Source organism: Azoarcus sp. DN11, assembly GCF_003628555.1.
Lineage (GTDB): Bacteria > Pseudomonadota > Gammaproteobacteria > Burkholderiales > Rhodocyclaceae > Aromatoleum.
The window spans coordinates 462446-480682 of sequence record NZ_CP021731.1; the positions used below are offsets into that span (position 1 = coordinate 462446).

At 67.1% G+C, this 18237-nt stretch carries 18 protein-coding genes; 1 reads left to right on the forward strand and 17 read right to left on the reverse strand.

Annotated features, from left to right (window positions below):
* Positions 1 to 43 precede the first annotated feature (43 nt).
* The 3 genes from CDA09_RS02055 to CDA09_RS02065 all read right to left on the reverse strand — a co-directional run bounded on the left by CDA09_RS02055 (position 44) and on the right by CDA09_RS02065 (position 2342).
* A complete protein-coding gene (locus tag CDA09_RS02055) occupies positions 44 to 295 on the reverse strand; it encodes a hypothetical protein (RefSeq protein WP_121427097.1) in 252 nt (83 codons plus the stop codon).
* A 256-nt stretch (positions 296 to 551) separates the two neighbouring features.
* A complete protein-coding gene (locus tag CDA09_RS02060) occupies positions 552 to 1169 on the reverse strand; it encodes a c-type cytochrome (RefSeq protein ID WP_121427098.1) in 618 nt (205 codons plus the stop codon).
* A 351-nt stretch (positions 1170 to 1520) separates the two neighbouring features.
* Entirely contained in the window at positions 1521 to 2342 is an 822-nt protein-coding gene (locus CDA09_RS02065; protein ID WP_121427099.1) for an ABC transporter substrate-binding protein, read from the reverse strand.
* Between the two features lie 300 nt (positions 2343 to 2642).
* On the opposite strand from CDA09_RS02065, the gene CDA09_RS02070 reads away from it, so the two are divergent.
* Entirely contained in the window at positions 2643 to 3746 is a 1104-nt protein-coding gene (locus CDA09_RS02070; RefSeq protein ID WP_121427100.1) for a substrate-binding domain-containing protein, read from the forward strand.
* Between the two features lie 4 nt (positions 3747 to 3750).
* On the opposite strand, the gene pstB is transcribed toward CDA09_RS02070, so the two are convergent.
* The 14 genes from pstB to CDA09_RS02140 form a co-directional block, all read right to left on the reverse strand.
* On the reverse strand, positions 3751 to 4539 hold the full coding sequence (gene pstB / locus CDA09_RS02075; RefSeq protein WP_217351277.1) for a phosphate ABC transporter ATP-binding protein PstB: 789 nt from the start codon (positions 4537 to 4539) through the stop codon (positions 3751 to 3753).
* Positions 4540 to 4552: 13 nt separating this feature from the next.
* Positions 4553 to 5413: a phosphate ABC transporter permease PstA gene (pstA, locus tag CDA09_RS02080; RefSeq protein ID WP_121427102.1), complete on the reverse strand. Its 861-nt coding sequence runs from the start codon at positions 5411 to 5413 to the stop codon at positions 4553 to 4555.
* A complete protein-coding gene (gene pstC / locus CDA09_RS02085) occupies positions 5410 to 6336 on the reverse strand; it encodes a phosphate ABC transporter permease subunit PstC (protein ID WP_286164353.1) in 927 nt (308 codons plus the stop codon). The genes pstA and pstC overlap by 4 nt, the downstream gene beginning before the upstream one ends.
* Positions 6337 to 6470: 134 nt before the next feature.
* The gene (pstS, locus tag CDA09_RS02090) at positions 6471 to 7490 is read right to left on the reverse strand and encodes a phosphate ABC transporter substrate-binding protein PstS (RefSeq protein WP_121427104.1); all 1020 of its coding nucleotides are present in this window, start codon (positions 7488 to 7490) and stop codon (positions 6471 to 6473) included.
* 144 nt (positions 7491 to 7634) lie between these two features.
* A complete protein-coding gene (locus tag CDA09_RS02095) occupies positions 7635 to 7979 on the reverse strand; it encodes a hypothetical protein (RefSeq protein WP_121427105.1) in 345 nt (114 codons plus the stop codon).
* 167 nt (positions 7980 to 8146) lie between these two features.
* On the reverse strand, positions 8147 to 9139 hold the full coding sequence (locus CDA09_RS02100; protein ID WP_121427106.1) for an XdhC family protein: 993 nt from the start codon (positions 9137 to 9139) through the stop codon (positions 8147 to 8149).
* A 1-nt stretch (position 9140) separates the two neighbouring features.
* A complete protein-coding gene (gene hcrB, locus CDA09_RS02105; RefSeq protein WP_121427107.1) occupies positions 9141 to 10127 on the reverse strand; it encodes a 4-hydroxybenzoyl-CoA reductase subunit beta in 987 nt (328 codons plus the stop codon).
* The gene (gene hcrA / locus CDA09_RS02110) at positions 10127 to 12517 is read right to left on the reverse strand and encodes a 4-hydroxybenzoyl-CoA reductase subunit alpha (RefSeq protein WP_121427108.1); all 2391 of its coding nucleotides are present in this window, start codon (positions 12515 to 12517) and stop codon (positions 10127 to 10129) included. The genes hcrB and hcrA overlap by 1 nt, the downstream gene beginning before the upstream one ends.
* Complete coding sequence (gene hcrC / locus CDA09_RS02115; RefSeq protein ID WP_121427109.1) at positions 12514 to 12990, reverse strand: 4-hydroxybenzoyl-CoA reductase subunit gamma; 477 nt, start codon at positions 12988 to 12990, stop codon at positions 12514 to 12516. Before hcrC ends, hcrA begins: the two co-directional genes overlap by 4 nt.
* 275 nt (positions 12991 to 13265) lie before the next feature.
* The gene (locus CDA09_RS02120; RefSeq protein WP_121427110.1) at positions 13266 to 13661 is read right to left on the reverse strand and encodes a VOC family protein; all 396 of its coding nucleotides are present in this window, start codon (positions 13659 to 13661) and stop codon (positions 13266 to 13268) included.
* Positions 13662 to 13722: 61 nt separating this feature from the next.
* Positions 13723 to 14073, reverse strand: coding sequence for a ribbon-helix-helix domain-containing protein (locus CDA09_RS02125; protein ID WP_121427111.1), 351 nt, complete (start codon positions 14071 to 14073; stop codon positions 13723 to 13725).
* A gap of 24 nt (positions 14074 to 14097) precedes the next feature.
* Positions 14098 to 15666 (reverse strand): GMC family oxidoreductase, encoded by a 1569-nt coding sequence (locus tag CDA09_RS02130; protein ID WP_121427112.1) that lies wholly within the window; start codon positions 15664 to 15666, stop codon positions 14098 to 14100.
* A 37-nt stretch (positions 15667 to 15703) separates the two neighbouring features.
* Complete coding sequence (locus tag CDA09_RS02135) at positions 15704 to 16318, reverse strand: twin-arginine translocation signal domain-containing protein (protein WP_121427113.1); 615 nt, start codon at positions 16316 to 16318, stop codon at positions 15704 to 15706.
* Positions 16319 to 16630: 312 nt separating this feature from the next.
* Positions 16631 to 18148, reverse strand: coding sequence for a high affinity choline transporter 1 (locus tag CDA09_RS02140; RefSeq protein WP_121427114.1), 1518 nt, complete (start codon positions 18146 to 18148; stop codon positions 16631 to 16633).
* Positions 18149 to 18237: the final 89 nt, after the last annotated feature.

An 18237-nucleotide genomic window follows, 5' to 3' on the forward strand; every position in this document is an offset into this window, starting at 1 on the left:
CTGCCAGCCATCCGATAGTCCCGTTCCGGATCTGCATCGCGGCTTATTTCTTGGTGGCGGCGCAGGGATTGGCCGCCTTGGCCGCGCAGGGGTTGGCGGCGGCCTTCTTCTTGGCCTTCTTCTTGGTCTCGTGTTTGGCGGCGCAAGGATTCTTGGCCTTGGCCGCGCAGGGGTTCGCTGCCTGGGCCGCACAGGGGTTGGCCATCCCTTCGGCGGCCGCCACCGGCAGGGCCAGGGCGGCAGTGGTCAGGGCAAGCAAACCGAGGGAAACCATTTTGCGGGAAGCAATTTTCATGGACAGTCCTTTCGAGTTATTGAATGCACGCGAATGCGATTCGCGCCGGAATCATCAACCTCGTCGCGCCGACAGTGCGGCACCAACCAGGCCGACAACGGAAAAAGCGGGTCGCTGCGCCAGGCAACGATGGCCCGGCAAAAGCGCCCGCGCGTCAATGATAGGTACATTCATCGAGAGCCGGAAGCACCCCATTCTCATGATTTCGTGATGGAAGATCGTGGATCGGTGAAAATCGAAGGATAGGACAATCGCATTACTGCTTCTTGGCGGCACACGGGTTCTTGGCAGCACAAGGATTGGCCTTCGCCGCACCGGGCTTGAATCCCTTCTGCACCTCGCCGACGTACGCGACAAGCGATGCCAGTTCCTTGGAATTCCAAGGCAGCGGCTGGGTGGCCATGGGCTTCACCATGCACAGCTGGACCATTTCATCGAGGTGAATCTGCTTTAGCCCGACGCTCTCCTTGGCCATCTGGACGGCATGTGGGTAAGGCTTGGCGAAGCTCGCCTGATAAGCGTTGTCGCCCTGGTGGCAGGTGTTGCAAGACATGCCGTTGGTGCTCAGCTTGGTGTCCTTGAAGAGTCGTTCGCCGTCGGCGAGCAGCGCGGCCTTGTCCCCCTGGTAGGGCTTGTAGCCGGCCGGTCGGACAACTTGCTTGGGGTCGATCTTGGCGCCTGCCGCGCAGGGGTTCTTGGCGGCACACGGATTCTTCGCCGCGCAGGGATTGCCGGCCTTGGCGGCGCACGGATTTTTCGGTGCACAAGGATTGGGATTGGCGGCCAGGACCGGCCCCCCCAGGATGGTGGCCAGCAGGCCGCACGAAATCAGCGCAGCGAGTCGCGCATTGCGGGGTTTTGCGGATGAATTCATATCAACCTCCCAAGTTGGATCAAAAGGTCGAGGCCGCTTGCGAGGCCTCGTCTGGCGCAAGGGCGCCACCATAACTGCGCCCCGGACCGGCGGTGCAGCCATGGCAACGGTCGACCACTCGGGCCGGGGCGGTTCTCGAATCTCATCCCGCAATCCGGATGAATGCGTCCGATGTGTCACCCAGGGGGCTCCGGAGAGGTCCTTCCCCGTTAGTCGGACCAGCCCGCCGTTACCTTACAAACATGCCGAATATATGTGGCCGGGGATGGCCGGGCATGGCCGCCGCGGACGCGTGCGGATCGATCGGCGCGAACCCCGGCACGGGCGGCCGGAGCGGTCGCGCCGGTGCGCTTACTTCGCCGCGTTGGGGAAAAAGAGCTGCTCGCCGTTGATCTTGTAGTCGGCGATGACATTCTGGCCCGTCGGCGAGACGACCCAGTCGATGAACTGCTGGCCCATCTCGCGTTTCACGTGCGGATGCTTCGCGGGGTTCACGAGGATCACGCCATACTGGTTGAAAAGACGCTTGTCGCCTTCGACCGCGATCACGAGGTCCTGGCGGTTCTTGAATGACAGCCAGGTGCCGCGGTCGGCGAGGATGTAGGCGCCGAGCGAAGCGGCCATGTTGAGCGCGGGGCCCATGCCCGAGCCGGAATCGCGGTACCACGGCCCTTTGGCTTGGTCGAGGTCGATGCCGGCGATTTTCCATAGGCGCAGCTCGGCCGCGTGCGTGCCGCTCTTGTCGCCGCGCGAAACGAAGGGCGCCTTCGTCGCCTCGATCTTCTTCAGTGCCTCGACGATATCGTGGCCGCCGGCGACTTTCGCCGGATCGGCCTTCGGGCCGACGAGGATGAAGTCGTTGTACATCACTTCCTTGCGTTCGACGCCGAAGCCTTCGGCGACGAATTTCTCTTCGGCAACGCGGTCATGCACGAACACGACGTCGGCGTCGCCGCGGCGGGCCGTGTCGAGCGCCTGGCCGGTGCCCAGCGCGACGACGTGCACCTTGATGCCGGACTGCTGTTCGAAGCGTGGCAGCAGGTAGCCGAAGAGGCCGGATTGTTCGGTGGAGGTTGTCGACGCGACGGTGATGAATTTTTCCTCGGCATGGGCACCCGCGATGCCCAGCAGGCAGGCGCAGGCGAGCAGCAGGGGGCGGAACAGACTTGCCATGAAAGGTCTCCTTGGAGTTGTTGTGATTGAGTGGTCGCGCGGCGCGCGCATAGCGACCCTTGTATCAAAAGCCGTGTCGCCACGGGCTGACGGCGTCGGAAGCGGGGCGGCGGCTTATGCATGGATTTGCATAATGACATCCGCCACGAGCGAGGGGCGGTGGCAGTCCTGACGAGGGCATCGATCGGCTTGGGCCTTGCTTCGGGCGGTACATTGGCATAAAGGCATGTTGCTTTTTGCGCATCGGCAGGGCGGCAGTGGGCGGCGCTGCACGAGGGGAATTTCGGTTAAGCTCGATGCATGGGCGTGACACTCGATTACCGCTTCACTGCCGGCGCCGGCGACCCGCAGCCGGGCGGCGCCTTGCAGTTGGGCAATCCGCTGACGGCGATGCTCGACGCGATCCGCGTGCAGGGCTCGATCGCGAAGGCGGCCGGGCAATTGGGGGTGTCATATCGCCACCTGTGGGGCGAACTGCGGCGGCACGAGGCGGCGTTCGGGCAGGCGTTGATCGCCGGTGGACAGGGGCGTGCGGCGCGGCTGTCGGAGTTTGGCGAAAGGTTGCTGTGGGCCGAGAAGCGCGCACTGGCGCGCCTGCTGCCGCAGGCCGAGAGCCTCGCGGGCGTGCTCGATCGCGAGATGCTGCTGGCGGTTGATCCGGGACTCGTGGTGACCTCGGTTGCGGCGAGCCATGACCTGCTGTTCGGCGGGCTGCGCCAGACGCTGCTGGGGGCGGCGCGCGTGCTGCTCGATGTCGAGTACGTCGGCAGCACGCAGGCGCTGCAGCGGCTCAATGCGGGGGGCTGCGCGCTCGCGGGCATCCATCTGCCGCTCGATGACGAGCGCCTGTGCCGGCGCGGTTCGCGCATCCACGCCGCGATCGGGCGCGAGTTGCGCCTGGGCGTGCACAAGCTGATCCGCTTCGCGCACCGCGAGCAGGGCGTGATCGTCGCGCCCGGCAATCCGCGCGGGCTGGCGGCGCTCGCGGACCTCGCGCGGCCGGGCGTCGTGTTCGTCAATCGGCGGAAGGGTTCCGGCACGCGCCTGGTGTTCGACGAGCTGCTCGCGCGGGCGCACCTGTCGCACGCAAGCATTGCGGGGTATGCCACCGAGGAGCACACGCACCTGTCGGTAGCGGCGCAGGTGGCCGCGGGGAGCGCTGACTGCGGCTTCGGGCTGCGCGCGGCAGCGCAGCGCTTCGGCCTCGATTTCGTGCCGCTCGTGCGCGAACAGTATTTCCTCGTGTGCCTCAAGGAGGAACTGGCGTCGCCGGCGCTGCGGGCCGTGCTCGACGCCCTGCGCAGCGACGGTTTTCGCCGCCTGGCCGAGGCGCAGGCGGGCTACGATGCGGCCGGCGCGGGCGAGATCGTGTCGCTGCGGCGCACGTTGCCCTGGTACAAGTAGGGCGCTAGCCAAACCGTCCCGTGATGTAGTCGGCCGTTTCCTGTCTCTCCGGATTGACGAAAATCTTGTCCGTGCGGTCGACTTCGATCAGCCTGCCTAGGTACATGTAGGCCGTCGTGTCGGACACGCGAGCGGCTTGCTGCATGTTGTGCGTCACGATGACGATCGTGTAGTTCAGCTTCAATTCGCTGATCAGTTCCTCGATCCGTATCGTGGAAATCGGATCGAGCGCGGAGGTCGGTTCATCCATCAGGATGACTTCCGGCTGGACGGCGATCGCGCGGGCGATGCACAGGCGTTGCTGCTGGCCCCCCGACAGGCTGTGCGCGTTCTGCCGGAGCCGGTCCCGGACTTCATCCCACAGCGCGGCCGAACGCAAGGCCGCTTCCACGCGACCATCGAGTTCGGAGCGCGATACGCGTTCGTGGTGGCGTATCGCGAAGGCGATGTTTTCGTAGATCGACATCGGGAACGGAGTCGGACGCTGAAAGACCATGCCTACCTTGCGGCGGAGACGGTTGATCGGGTAGTCCGGTTCCAGGATGTTTTCGCCGTCCAGCAGGACTTTCCCCTGCGCGTGCTGCCCGGTCTGGGTGTCATAGATCCGGTTGAAGATTCTCAGCAGGGTGGATTTCCCGCAGCCCGAAGGGCCGATGATGGCGGTGACCCGGGAGTCGGGGATGTCGAGGCTGATATCCGTCAACGCCCGCGTCTTGCCGTAAAAGAAATCCAGGTGACGCACCGATATCCGGGCGGGAAATTCCTGCGCGGGTTGCAGGATGTCGCCGATCATGGCGAGATCAGATTCATTCATGTGATATCCGTCGCTTCGCAACCACCGACCGGGCGATCAGGCTCAGCACCAGGACCAGCAGCGTGATGGCAAACGCGCCGGCCCAGGCGAGCGCGTGCCACTCTTCGTACGGGCTCATGGCGTACTGGAAAATGACCACCGGAACGCTGGCGAGCGGCGCGCCGAGATCCGTGCTCCAGTACTGGTTGTTGAGCGCAGTGAACAGGAGGGGCGCGGTCTCGCCGCTGATGCGCGCGAGCGCCAGCATGATGCCGGTGATGATCCCGGGCAAGGCGGCGCGGTACAGGACGTGGGTCGTCACTTTCCATTGCGGGATGCCCAGCGACAGTGCGGCTTCGCGCATGGCGGCGGGAACCAGTCGCAACATCTCGTCGGTGGTGCGCACGACCACCGGGAGGGCGATCAGGGCCAGCGCCACCGCGCCCGCCCACCCCGAAAAGTGACTGAACGGGCGCACCAGCAGCGTGTACACGAAGAGACCGATGATGATCGAGGGGGCCGACAGGAGGATGTCGTTGACGAAGCGCACGCTTTCACGCAGGGCCCGCCACTGTGCCGTTTCGGCGAGATAGGTACCCGCGGCGATGCCGATCGGCACGGCCATCACGATGGCGAGGAAGCTCATGGTCAGGCTGCCGAACAACGCGTTCGCCAACCCGCCTTCCTCGCCCGGCGGCGGCGTCATGTGGGTCAGCAGTTCGGGCTTGAGCGCCGTCAGTCCGTGGGCGAGCGTGACCCACAGAATCCAGCTCAGCCAGAAGAGCGCGAAGCCCACCGCAGCGGCGCTGAGGGTCTTGGCGAAGCGGTCGCGGATCTTCCGGCGCAGGATGTGCTTGTGCAGGGCGGGTTTCATCGTTGCCCCTCCTTCCGGGCGACGCCGCGCAGCATCAACCGTGCAATCAGGAGCACGACAAAAGTCACGACGAACAGGAGGAAGCCGAGCGCGATCAGTGACGACAGGTACAGGTCGGAGTCGGCTTCGGTGAATTCGTTGGCGATGGTCGCGGCGATCGAGTTGCCGGGCATCAGGAGCGACGCCGACAGTTGGTGCGCGTTGCCGAGCACGAAGGTGACGGCCATGGTTTCCCCCAGCGCCCGGCCAAGCCCGAGAAAGATGCCGCCGACCACCGCGGTGCGCGTGTAGGGCAGGACGACATCCCACACCACCTCGAAAGTCGTGGCCCCCAGCGCGTAGGCCGACTCCTTGAGCCCGCGCGGCACCGACAGGAACACGTCGCGCATGATCGACGAGATGAAGGGGATGATCATGATGGACAGCACGATGCCGGCGCTGAGCATCCCGATCCCGAGCGGCGGCCCCTGGAACAGCGCCCCCACCCCGGGCAGGCTGCCGAGGTTGTCGTTGATCCACGGCAGGGCGTTGTCGGCCATGAAGGGCACGAAGACGAAGAGCCCCCACATGCCGTAGATGATCGATGGCACGCCGGCGAGCAGTTCGACGGCCGCGGCGATCGGCGTGCGCAGCCACTGTGGCGCGACTTCGGTGAGGAAGAACGCGATGCCGAAGCTGACCGGCACCGCGATGAGCATGGCAATCGCTGCGGTCACCAGCGTGCCGTAGATCGGCACCAGCGCCCCGAAATCCTTGTTGACCGCATCCCACTCGGTGCTGACGAGGAAGTGCCAGCCGAAGGTTTCGAAGGCGGCGCGCCCGCCCCAGATCATCGATGCGCCGATGAGGGCGAGCGCCACCAGGACGAAAATCGCGGCGCCCGCCACGCACCGGCGGAAGAACCGATCCGCCCGGGCATCCACATGCGAGCGGTCCGAAATGCCCGATCGGAATTGGTTTCCGGCCCGGACCGAGTTTGCGAAGGAGTTAATGGTTGCTACTCACAATAAAAAAATTGGGGTGCCAAGCACCCCAAAGTATACCAAGTCAGAACCGGTTACTTGATTTCCGAGCTCCAGTGGGTCTCGATCTGCTTGACCAGCGGGGCCGGCAGCGCGACGTAGTCGAGCGCCTTCGCCGCGGCCTGGCCGTTCTCCATCGCCCACTTGAAGAACTCGAGCGTCGCCTTGCTGCGTTCCGCATCCTTCGGCTGCTTGTACATGATCACGAACACCGAGGCAGCGATCGGCCACGAGTCGGCGCCCGGTGCGTCGGTGATGACGAGGTAGAAGTCCTTGGCCTTGTTCCACTCCGCGCTCGCCGCTGCCGCCTGGAACGTCTCCAGGCTGGGCTCGACGAATTTCCCGGCGCGATTCTTCAGGCCGACGTAGGACATCTTGTTCTGCAGCGCGTATGCCAGTTCGACGTAGCCGATGGAGTTCTTGAGCTGCTTGACGTATCCGGCGACGCCTTCGTTACCCTTGCCGCCGACACCGACCGGCCACGGCACGGACGTACCTTCGCCGACCTTGGACCCCCACTCGGGACTGACCTTTGCCAGGTAATTCACGAAATTGAACGTCGTGCCGGAGCCGTCGGAACGATGCACGACGTTGATCGTTGCCTCGGGCAACGCTACGCCGCTGTTGAGCGAGGCGATCGCTGCATCGTTCCATTTCGTGATTTTACCGAGAAAGATGTCCGCGAGCACGGGGCCGGTCAACTTGAGCTTGCCCGGTTCGACTCCGGCGATGTTCACCACCGGCACCACCCCGCCGATAACCACCGGGAACTGGGTCAATCCGGCCTGTTGCAAGTCTTCCGTCTTCAGGGGGGCGTCGGACGCGCCGAAGTCGACGGTGCCGGCCTTGATCTGGGCGATGCCGCCACCCGAGCCGATCGACTGGTAGTTGATCTTGCTGCCGGTCTTGGCATTGTATTCCGATGACCATTTGGAGAGGATCGGGTACACGAAGGTGGATCCTGCGCCGGTGATATCCGCGGCGGAGACTGCGTAGGCCATGCCGAGACCGAAGACGACCGCGGCCCCCTTGGCCACGCGCGAGGTAAAGCTCATCAGTTCACTCCTCAATAGGCCCTATCGCCGGGCCGGATTCAAACTTCTAATCATATTGACGAAATGTTTCAGAAATTTGAAATCCAGCCCTAGCCGGAGATGGGGGGCCACCTGCCCCGCTGCCGACCGGGGCGGCAAGCGCCGCTAGTAGAGCTCCGGGAAGCGTTCGAGCCACAGCCAGTCGACGGCGAGCAGGAGCGCGACGAGCAGCGTCCAGGTCGCGAAGATGAAGCAGGCGGCGGCGGGCACGGTCAGGCCGAGCGGTTCCAGTGCGCCGCCGGCCGCCATCGCGAACAGCGTCAGGAAGCTCCATTTCGCGACGAAGCCGGGGAGGTGGCGGCGCATCGCGCGGTTGTGACGGTAGGCCTGCTGGCGCTCCAGGCGGCCGCCGCGCGTGACGTCGCGGAAGTACTGGAAAGGCCACAGGTAGCGATAGAGCAGGTAGGGGAAGGATGGCGCCGCGCCGCGCCCGTCGATCTGCGTGCCCATGTACCCTCCCTTGGTCGCCTCGCCGCCGGCGAATGCCCACTTTGATCCCATCCGCTGAAAACGTCACCGTCGCAGGGATGAAATTTACGCTTTTCAGGCAAAGGCCGTGCGACGGGTTCGCGGCGAGACCCGCGACGCGGGGCGGCGGGCGGCGAGGCGGATGCCGGTCAGAGCGTAGGGCAGGCGTCGCCGAGCGTTGCGGGGCGCGCGTCGGCGGCGACCAGCGTGACGCCGTTGCGGCGCGCGGTGAGGTCGGCGAGGATCGCGAGCGCGATTTCCGGCGGGGTGCGGCTGCCCAGCGGCAGGCCGACCGGGCCGTGCAGGCGGTCGACGTCCGTGTCGGTGAGGTCGAAGAGCTTGAGCCGTTCGCGCCGGCGTTCGCTGTTGGCGCGCGAGCCGATCGCGCCGACATAGAAGGCGTTGGTCTTGAGCGCGTCGATCAGCGCGAGGTCGTCGAGCTTGGGGTCGTGGGTCGCGCCGATGATCACGGTGCGGCGGTCGGGGCGCAGCGCGGTGACCGCGTCGTCGGGCATCTCGGTCGTGAGCGTCGCGCCGGGCACGGCCCAACTTTCTCGATATTCCTCGCGCGGCTCGCAGATCGTCACCTGGTAGTCGAGCGCCAGCGCGAATTCGGCGACGTAGCGCGACAGCTGGCCGGCGCCGATGATCAGCATGCGCCAGCGCGGGCCGAAGGCCGACACCAGCGTCGCGCCGTCGAAGACGACGGCGGCGTCGGGGACGTCGCCGAGGAGGTTGACCGCTGCCGTTTCGAGGTCCACGCGGCGCGCGACCATCTCGCCGCGTTCGATCGCGGCGAGCGTCTCGGCGAGGCGGTTGCCGGGGACGAGCGGCTCCAGCACCAGCTCCAGCTTGCCGCCGCAGGGCAGGCCGAAGCGGCGTGTCTGCTCGGCGGTGATGCCGTAGGTGACCTGCTCGGGGCGCGCGGGGCGTTCGGCGCGCAGGCGGTCGAGGAGGTCGTCCTCGATGCAGCCGCCGGACACCGAGCCGACCAGGCGGCCGTCGCCGGCGATCGCCAGCAGCGCGCCTTCAGGGCGCGGCGACGAGCCCCAGGTGCGCACGACGGTCGCGAGCGTGACCGGCACGCCGGCCGCGTCCCAGGCGACGGCCTGGCGCAGCACTTCGAGATTGACGCTGTCCATGTCAGCCTCCTTTGGCTTCATCCCACAACCGGCGCACGAGCCGTTTCGCCAGCACCGGCGTCGCGCGGCGGCGGTAGGGCACGCTCATCAGCGTCGTCTCCATCGGCTGGATGCCGCGCTTGACGTGACGTTCCATTGTAGCCAGCGCCGCGTCGTCGAGCGTCTGCCCGACGAGTTCGTCGAGCCCGGCGATGAGCTCGGGGCGCGAGGATACGCCGGTGCAGGCGACGCGCAGTTCGGCGATCCTGTCGCCGTCGCGGCGCAGTACCACGGCGACGCCCGCGAGCGGGAAGTCGATCGCGCCGCGCACGCGGATCTTCTCGTAAGTGCTGGCACGGCCCGCGACGAGCGGCACCGTCACCGCGACGAGGAGTTCGTCCGCGCCGAGTGCGAGCCAGCGCATGCCGTCATCGACGTAGAAGTCCGCCAGCGGCAGGCGGCGCGCGCCTTGCGGGCCGAGGAGTTCGACTTCGGCGCCGAGCGCGAGCAGGGCCGGCGCGACGTCGCCGCTGAAGGCCGCGTAGCAGCGGCTCGACTTCGGTGCGACGCGGCAGGTGTCGCCGTCGAGCTTCATGCAGAACTGGTTCGCGGCGCGCCAGTGCTCGCTCTGGTTGAAGTACTGGCAGCGGGTCTCGAGGCACAGGTTGCCGCCCAGCGTCGCCGCGCGGCGGTGCGTCGGGCCGGCGACGGCGAGTGCGGCTTGCGCGAGCGCGGGCAGGTGGGAGACGACGGTCGGATCGGCGGCGAGCGTCGCGAGCGTGACGCCGGCGCCGATGTGCAGGCGTTCGCCGTCGCGGCGCAGCTCCTTCATTTCGGCGACCGCGCCGAGGTCGATCAGGACCTCGGCGCCGACCAGCCCGCGGCGCATGTTCGGCAGCAGGTCGGTGCCGCCGGCGATGAAGCGGCTCGCCGGGAATTCGCCCCGCAGGCGCACGGCGTCGGCAGCGCTCGCCGGACGGAAGAAACGGAATTCGGACAGCGCGCCCATCAGGCTTCTCCTTTCGCGGTGGCGGTCGGGTTTGCCGCGGCCGCGGCGGCGGGTCTGGGTTTGCGGTTGAGCGCATCGAAGACGCGGTCGGGCGTGAACGGCGTCTGGCGGATGCGCGCGCCGGTGGCGTCCTCGACCGCGGCGGCGAGCGCCGACAGGAAGCCGGACAGCGGCCCTTCGCTCGCCTCCTTCGCGCCGAAAGGGCCGTTCGGGTCGATGCTCTCGACGATATGCACGTCGATCTCGGGCGAATCGGCCATCGTCGGCACGCGGTAGTCGAGCAGGTTGGCAGCCTTGTGGCGGCCGTTCTCGTACACCGTCTCCTCCGACAGCGCCTGCCCCATGCCCATCCACACTGCGCCCTGCACCTGGCCTTCGACCGACATCGGGTTGAGCGCGAAGCCGCAGTCGATGGCGGTCCACACCTTGTCGACGGTGACGGTGCCGAGCTCGGTGTCGACGCTGACTTCCACCGCCTGCGCGGCGTAGGAGAAGCCCATCGTCGAGCCGACCGCGCCGCCGCGCTGCTTGCCGCCCTGGAACTCGGGCGGGCAGGTGAAGATGCCTTTCGCCGTGATCGTGCCGGTCGCGACCAGCGCCTCCTCGACGGCGTCGGCGAAGGCGATCTGGCGCGCGGGATCGCCGACGACCGCCGCCGCTTCGCCGAGCCAATCGACTTCCGCCTCGCTCACGCCCAGGCGCTTCGCCGCCGCAGTGACGAGGATGCGCTTCAAGTTCTCGGCGGCATCGAGCGCCGCGTTGCCGACCATGAAGGTCACGCGCGACGAGTACGAGCCGTTGTCCTTGGGCGTGATCGCGGAGTCGGTGGCGATCAGGCGGATGCGCGAGTGGTCGATGCCCAGCACTTCGGCGACGACCTGCGTGATGATCGTGGACGAGCCCTGGCCGATGTCGGAGGCGCCGGTGAGGATCGTGACGCTGGCGTCGAAATCGACTTTCAGCACGATCACCGCATGCGGTTCGCCCGACCAATGCACGGGTTTCGCCGAGCCGCTGACGAAGTGCGAGCAGGCCATGCCGAGGCCGCGCTTCACCGGCCCGTCGCCGACAAGCTTGCCGCGCCGCGCGCGCCAGCCGGAGGCCTGCTCGACCCAGTCGATGCATTCGGGCAGGCCGTAGCTCATCACCTTCAGGCCGTTGATCGTGTCGGTCGGGGCCTTCAGCAGGTTCCTGCGGCGCACGGCGATCGGGTCGAGGCCGAGTTCGCCCGCCATCGTGTCGAGCAGCGATTCGAACGCGAAGCGCGCATTGACCGTGCCGTGCCCGCGCATCGCGCCGCAGGCCGGCGTGTTCGAATAGACGCGGTAGCCGTCGTATTTCACCGCCGGAATGTCGTACAGGCCGTTCAACAGCGCGCCGGCGTAGAGGATGGTGACGAGGCCGTAGCCGCCGTAGGCGCCGCCGCGCTGCACCATCTCGGCCTGGCAGGCGGTGACGCGGCCGTCGCGGGTGAGGCCCAGTTTCATGCGGATGTGGGTTTCCGGGCGGCCGCGATGGGTCAGGAAGGCTTCCTCGCGGGTCTGCAGCAGGCGCACCGTGCCGCGTGCGGCGCGCGCGAGGAGCGCACAGATGACCTCGAAGTTGAGCGCCTCGACGCGGTGGCCGAAGCCGCCGCCGACGTAAGGCTTGATCACGCGGATGTGCGCGGCTTCCATCTTCAGGCAGCGCGCGAGCGTGAGGTGCACGTAGTAGGGCACCTGCGTCACCGACCACAGCGTGAGGTGGCCGCGCTCGACGTCCCAGGCGGCGAGCGCGGCGTTCGGTTCCATCATCGCGTGATGGACTTCGGCGCACTGGTAGGTCTCCTCGCGCACCAGGTCGGCGGCGGCGAAACCCGCCGCGACGTCGCCGAATTCGTTGTGCACCTCGCGCTCGATGTTGCCCGGCTTGTTGTCGTGCAGCAGCACCGCGTCGGGCTTGCGCGCCTCCGCCGCGCTGAAACAGGCCGGCAGTTCGCGCACCTTGACGCGGATCAGCGCGAGCGCGGCGTCGGCAGTGGCCTCGTCGACGGCAGCGACCGCCGCGATCGGGTCGCCGTGGTAGCGCACGCGGCCGCGGGCGAGCGGGAATTCGTTCTGCGCGATCGGGATCACGCCGTAGGGCATGTCGCAGGCGTCGCCGGTGATGACCGCGCGCACGCCGGGGAGCTGCTGCGCCGCGCTGACGTCGACTTCGAGGAGTTCGGCATGCGCCCAGGAACTGCGCAGGATCTTGCCGACCAGGGCGCCGACGGCCGGCAGGTCCGCGGTGTAGCGCGCGGCGCCGGTCACCTTCTCGACGCCGTCGACGAGCGGCAGGCGGGCGCCGACGCCGTGCGCTTCGCCGCCGGCACGCCCGACGCGGGGCAGGACGCGGTCGGGGGCGTTCATGCCGTCACCTCGCAGCATTTCGACGCGGCCTCGACCGAATCGACGATCTTCACGTAGCCCGTGCAGCGGCACAGGTTGCCGGCGAGCGCGGCGCGAATCTCGTCGCGCGACGGCTGCGGATTGCGCCGCAGCAGCGCTTCGGCCGCCATGATCATGCCCGGCGTGCAGAAGCCGCACTGGCTGCCCAGATGCTCATGGAAGGCGCGCTGCAGCCGCGACAGGTTGCCCGCGGTGCTCAGGCCCTCGATGGTCTCGATGCGGCGCCCTTCGACGCTGTGCGCGAGCGTGCTGCACGCCAGCCGCGGCACGCCGTCGATCAGCACCGTGCAGGCGCCGCATTCGCCGCCGTCACAGCCCTGCTTGGTGCCCGTGAGGCCCAGCGTGTCGCGCAAGTAGTCGATCAGCAGCGTGTTCTCGGCCACCGCGTCCTCGCGCAGGCGCCCATTCACCGTCAGTGTCAGCAGTTTCTTCACATCGCCTCCCGTCCCGCGGGCAAATCCGGCGGGGTTCATCGGATTGATTGTTTGACATCAAACAATTTGGTGGGGCGATGCTAGCACCGTTCCCGGCAAAGGGAAATATGAAGGTGCATACATAGCCGGAACGCCCTTGCGGATCGCCGGAATATCGGCAATCCGCGGTTTTCCGGCATTCCGGGAGATCCGACGGTCTTGATCGGGGCAATGTGCGGGCGGGTATTTTGCGCCCCGGTTGCGGCCGGGCCGGGCAGCCCAGCGGTGCTGCGCTGTCACCGGTAGTGACCGTGACGCTCGAGCACCTCGATCTTGTAGCCGTCCGGGTCCTGGATGAAGAAGAAGCGCGCGAGCAGTTCGTCGCCGCGCTTGAATTCCTTCACCGGGGCAGGTTCGTAGCCCTTGGCCGTCAGTTCGGCGTGGCGTGCGGCGACGTCGGGCACGACGACGGCGATGTGGCCGTAGCCGGTGCCGTGCGTGTAGGCCTCCTCGCGCCCCTTGTTGAGCGTCAGTTCGAGTTCGTAGTCGTTCTCCGCGTTGCGCAGGTAGACGAGCGTGAACTCGGGAAAGTCGAGGCGGTGCGCTTCGCGCAGGTCGAGCACGTCGGCGTAGAAACGCATCGATCTGTCGAGGTCGAGCACGCGGATCATGCTGTGGATGATTTTGGCCATGGAGACTCCGTGAGTTGGGGGGAAATCGTTTTTGGCGGATGGTGCCGCGAAGGGCGCGGGCTTATGCCTTACCCGCCATTGCGACGATCTTCGAGGTCGCCGCCGGTAGCGCCGGCGACGCTGCGTTTGGGAGCGCGCGTTCCGCGGCGATGAGCTTGCGCCGCAGGTAGCGCATGCAGGTCACGCGCAGGAAGGAGGCGAAGTTCGGCACTTCGCCGCGGTGCGCGAGGATCTCGTCGTGGAAGGTCGCGACGAGATGGTTGGTCGTGCACTGCTCCTCTTCGGCCATCTCGGCGAGGATGTCCCACACCATGTTCTCCAGGCGGATGCTGGTGAGCACGCCGTGGATGCGGATGGTGCGGGTGCGCTGCTCGTACTGGATCGGGTCGGCCTTGACGAAGTATTCGCACATGGAAGGATCCTCGTGTCGGGGCGGTCAGAGCTGCTTGCGCTTCATCAGGTCGGCGATGTGATCGGCCTGGCGGATGGCGAGGGCGACGATCGTGAGGGTCGGGTTCTCCGCGCCACCGGTCGTGAACTGGCTGCCGTCCGAGATGAACAGGTTGGGGATGTCGTGCGTGCGGCCGAAGGCGTTGCACACGCTGTCCGCCGCCCTGGCGCCCATGCGGCAGGTGCCGAGGTTGTGCGTCGAGGGGTAGGGCGGCGTGCGGAAGCTGCGGATCGCACCCGCCGCCTGATAGACCCGCTCGCCCTGCGTATAGGCGTGCTCGCGCATCGCGATGTCGTTGGCGTGGTCGTCGAAGTGCACGTTGGGCACCGGGTTGCCGTACTTGTCCTTCACGTTGGCATTGAGCGTGACGCGGTTGCTCTCGCGCGGCATGTCCTCGCCGACCAGCCACATGCCGGCGAGCTGGCTGTAGTGCTCCATCCACCACGCGAAGTCCTCGCCCCAGCCGCCGGGGTTGAGGAAGGCGGCCATGAAGGGCACGCCCAGCGACAGCGTCTCCATCTCGTAGCCGCCGACGAAACCGCGCCGCGTGTCGTGTCCCGCCTCGTCGCGCACGATGCCGGCCATCGTCGTGCCGCGGTACATGTGCACCGGCTCCTTGAACGCCGCGTACACCGAGCCGGTCATGTGGCGCATGTAGTTGCGCCCCACCTGGCCCGACGAGTTCGCCAGCCCGTCGCGGAACTTGTCCGTGGCCGACATCAGCAGCAGGCGCGGCGTCTCGATCGAGTTGCCGGCGACACACACGGCGCGCGCCTTCTGCCGCTGTTCCTTGCCGTCCTTGTCGAAATACACCACCGCGCTCACCTTGCCGGCCGCGTTGTGTTCGATGCGCGTGACGTGGGATTCGGGGCGCAGGTCGAGGTTGCCCGTGGCCTCGGCCTTGGGCAGTTCGGTGTACAGCGTCGACCACTTGGCGCCGCTTTTGCAGCCCTGGAAGCAGAAGCCCAGCTGCATGCAGCGCCCGCGCCCGTCGCGCGGGCGGCTGTTGATCGCCATGCGGCCGGTGTGCACTTCCTTGTAGCCGAGCTTGGTCGCGCCGGCGTACATCACCTTGAAGTTGTTGTTGCCCGGCAGTCCGGGGATGCCGTTGGTACGCGTGACGCCCATCTTGTCCTCGGCCTTCGCGTACCAGGGCTCCATCTCCTTCAGCGTCAGCGGCCAGTCCATCAGGTTGGCGCCGTCGATGGCGCCGTAGCGCGTGCGCGCCTTGAATTCATGCTCCTGGAGACGCAGCGACGCGCCGGCCCAGTGCGTCGTCGTGCCGCCCACCGTCTTGCAGATCCACGCCGGCAGGTTCGGAAAGTCCTTCGCGAGGCGCCAGCTGCCCGAGGTCGTGCGCATGTCCAGCCACGCGAGCTGCGCGAACGATTTCCACTCGTCGTTGATGAAGCTGGCGCTCGACTGCATCGCCCCCGCTTCGAGACACACCACCTTGATGCCCTTCTGGCACAGCTCGTTCGCAAGGGTGCCGCCGCCCGCGCCCGAGCCGACGATGACGACCGCCGAAGCGTCGTCGAATGCGATCTTGCCCATGTCCCGTCTCCGAATATTTTGATTGTCGTGATGCCGTTCAGCCCATGTACGGCGGCGGGCTGGCGCTCTCCGGCGGGGCCGGCAGCCACTTCAGGTCCTGGAAGCCGCGAGTGATGTAGCCGCCCTTGCTCCACGATTCGCCGGGGTAGCCGAAGGCCGCCCAGGTCATGTCGTTGTCGTAGAGCGAGGTCACGCACTTGCCGCGCACGGTGGCGAAGAAGGGGCTGCCTTCGATCGCCTTGACGGCCGCAAGCTGCGCGGCCGCGCTGGCCTTGGCGAACGCGCCGCCGGCCGCCCGGTCGAGGCCGGCCACGCCTTCGCGCAGCTGCAGCGCGACCTTCGGGTCGGCTGCCGCCATCGCGTCGAGATCCTTGACGAGCAGGGCGTACACGGCGTCCGGCAGGTTCGGGTGGGGATAGAGGACGCGGCCGAACTTGAGCAGGGTCTCGCCCGTGGCCGTGTCGAGCGTCTTGAGTTCCAGCGCCCACGCCGGAGAGGGGGCGAGCGCGGCGAGCGGGGTGCCGATCGCGAGCGTGCCGAACAGGATGCCCGAGCCTTTCAGGAACTGGCGCCGCGTCAGCGGCAGATCGCGGCCGGACGCCGTGGACGACGACCCGTCGCGAATCGCCGCGGCGATCCGGATTGCTTGCATGGTTTGTCTCCTCGTCTTGTCAGGGACTGAGCGCCCTGATTGCCGAGCAGTATTTCATCGCGTCACCGCGCGCAGGTAATAGGCTGGTACCTACGGCGGTGGCGGCGATACCGTCCCGCATGTCCGGGCATACCCCTCATCGCAGCATAGGCATTGCAGGCGCGGGGGGCGAGCCATTCGGGCACGATGGTCGGGAAAAGTGCGGACGATCCGGGCCGGATCGCGGCGCGACCCGGCAAGGCAAAGGAGGGCGTGCGGGGCGCGACGCGCCCGCGGCCCCGGTGCAGGCGGGGCGGCGGAATGCGTCCCCGGTCAAGGCTCCGCGCGCACGTGTTGCTGTCCGTGCTCGTGCAGCGCCGGTCCGGCGTGGTGGGTCTGCGCGGCGGCGTGGCCGTGGCGCAGCATGTCGTGGATCCCGCGATCGTGCGGAATCGCCTGCGGCAGCAGCGAACCGGCCGCCATGCCGATGGCGCTGGCGATGAGGCCGGCGAGCTGGGCCGGGATGAAGGGGTCGTCGGGGCCGCCGAGCAGCACGCCGAGCCAGGTGCTGACGCCGAAGAAGATCGATACCAGCGCCCCCTGGTTGGTTGCCCGCCGCCAGTACACGCCGCACGCGAGCGGCACGAAAGCCATCACCAGCGTGATCTGGTAGGCGTTCTCGACCATCTTGAAGATGCTCGACTTGGAATACATCGCGTACAGCGTGACGAGTACGGTGAAGGACAGCGTGACGATGCGCATCGTGCGCAGCAGCTCGCGGTCGCTCACCTTGCCCAGCATCGGCTTGAGCAGGTTCTCGGTGAAGGTCACGGACGGCGCGAGGAGCGTGGCCGAGGCGCAGCTCTTGATCGCCGACAGCAGCGCACCGAAGAACATCACCTGCGCGAACAGCGGCGCCTTGTCCATCACGAGGCGCGGCAGGATCATCTGCGGGTCGCTTCCCGTCAGCTCCGCGACCATCTCCGGGGCGATCAGCGTCGCCGAATAGGCGAGGAACATCGGCACGAAGGCGAACAGGAAGTACAGGCCGCCGCCCAGCACCGAGCCCCACACCGCGATCTTCTCGGTCTTCGACGACTGCACGCGCTGGAACACGTCCTGCTGCGGAATCGAGCCGAGCATCATCGTGATCCACGCGGCGACGAAGCCGATGATCTCCTTCGCGTCGAGCGCCGGCCAGAACGCGAACTTGCCTTCCCCGGTCGCCTTCGCGATCACGACATCGACGCCCCCGACCATGCCGCTGACTTCGCCGCCAATCCACAGCATGCCGAGGACGATTACGATCATCTGCAGGAAGTCGGTGATCGCGACCGCCCACATGCCGCCGAACAGCGTGTAGATCAGGATCGTGCACGAGCCGATCCACATGCCCGCGAGTCGGCTGATCTCGCCGCCCGACACGACGTTGAACACCAGGCCCAGCGCCGAAATCTGCGCGCCGACCCAGCCGAGGTAGGAGATCACGATCGCGATCGTCGTCAGCGCCTCGGCCGAGCGCCCGTAGCGCTTGCGGTAGAAGTCCCCGATCGTCAGCAGGTTCATGCGGTACAGCGGCGCGGCGAAGAACAGGCCGACGAGGATCAGGCACATCGACGAGCCGAAGGGGTCGGCGACGACGCCGGCGAGGCCTTCGTTGAGGAAGGTCGCCGGAATGCCGAGCACCGTCTCGGAGCCGAACCAGGTCGCGAACACGGTCGCCGTGACCATGTAGAAGGGCAGGTGGCGCCCCGCGACGGCAAAGTCCTTCGTCGTGTGTACCCGGGTGGCGGCCCACAAGCCGATGCCGACTGAGATGGCCCAGTAGCCGATGACGAACCAGAGCAGCATAGGTGAGGATCTTTTCTAAGGGGCTCGAGAAAGAAGGACGTTTTCGATGGGCGCGCGGCAAACTCACGCTGGCCTGGCGGTCGTGGGCT

Coding starts and splice junctions, on each gene's coding strand:
- CDA09_RS02120 (WP_121427110.1), bottom strand. CDS start 13,661: ATGGCCAAAATCATCCACAGCATGATCCGCGTGCTCGACCTCGACAGA.
- pstA (WP_121427102.1), bottom strand. CDS start 5,413: ATGAAACCCGCCCTGCACAAGCACATCCTGCGCCGGAAGATCCGCGAC.
- pstS (WP_121427104.1), bottom strand. CDS start 7,490: ATGAGCTTTACCTCGCGCGTGGCCAAGGGGGCCGCGGTCGTCTTCGGT.
- CDA09_RS02055 (WP_121427097.1), bottom strand. CDS start 295: ATGAAAATTGCTTCCCGCAAAATGGTTTCCCTCGGTTTGCTTGCCCTG.
- CDA09_RS02070 (WP_121427100.1), top strand. CDS start 2,643: ATGGGCGTGACACTCGATTACCGCTTCACTGCCGGCGCCGGCGACCCG.
- CDA09_RS02060 (WP_121427098.1), bottom strand. CDS start 1,169: ATGAATTCATCCGCAAAACCCCGCAATGCGCGACTCGCTGCGCTGATT.
- CDA09_RS02130 (WP_121427112.1), bottom strand. CDS start 15,666: ATGGGCAAGATCGCATTCGACGACGCTTCGGCGGTCGTCATCGTCGGC.
- hcrA (WP_121427108.1), bottom strand. CDS start 12,517: ATGAACGCCCCCGACCGCGTCCTGCCCCGCGTCGGGCGTGCCGGCGGC.
- CDA09_RS02125 (WP_121427111.1), bottom strand. CDS start 14,073: ATGTGCGAATACTTCGTCAAGGCCGACCCGATCCAGTACGAGCAGCGC.
- pstB (WP_217351277.1), bottom strand. CDS start 4,539: ATGATCGGCGACATCCTGCAACCCGCGCAGGAATTTCCCGCCCGGATA.
- hcrB (WP_121427107.1), bottom strand. CDS start 10,127: ATGGGCGCGCTGTCCGAATTCCGTTTCTTCCGTCCGGCGAGCGCTGCC.
- CDA09_RS02100 (WP_121427106.1), bottom strand. CDS start 9,139: ATGGACAGCGTCAATCTCGAAGTGCTGCGCCAGGCCGTCGCCTGGGAC.
- CDA09_RS02065 (WP_121427099.1), bottom strand. CDS start 2,342: ATGGCAAGTCTGTTCCGCCCCCTGCTGCTCGCCTGCGCCTGCCTGCTG.
- CDA09_RS02095 (WP_121427105.1), bottom strand. CDS start 7,979: ATGGGCACGCAGATCGACGGGCGCGGCGCGGCGCCATCCTTCCCCTAC.
- CDA09_RS02135 (WP_121427113.1), bottom strand. CDS start 16,318: ATGCAAGCAATCCGGATCGCCGCGGCGATTCGCGACGGGTCGTCGTCC.
- CDA09_RS02140 (WP_121427114.1), bottom strand. CDS start 18,148: ATGCTGCTCTGGTTCGTCATCGGCTACTGGGCCATCTCAGTCGGCATC.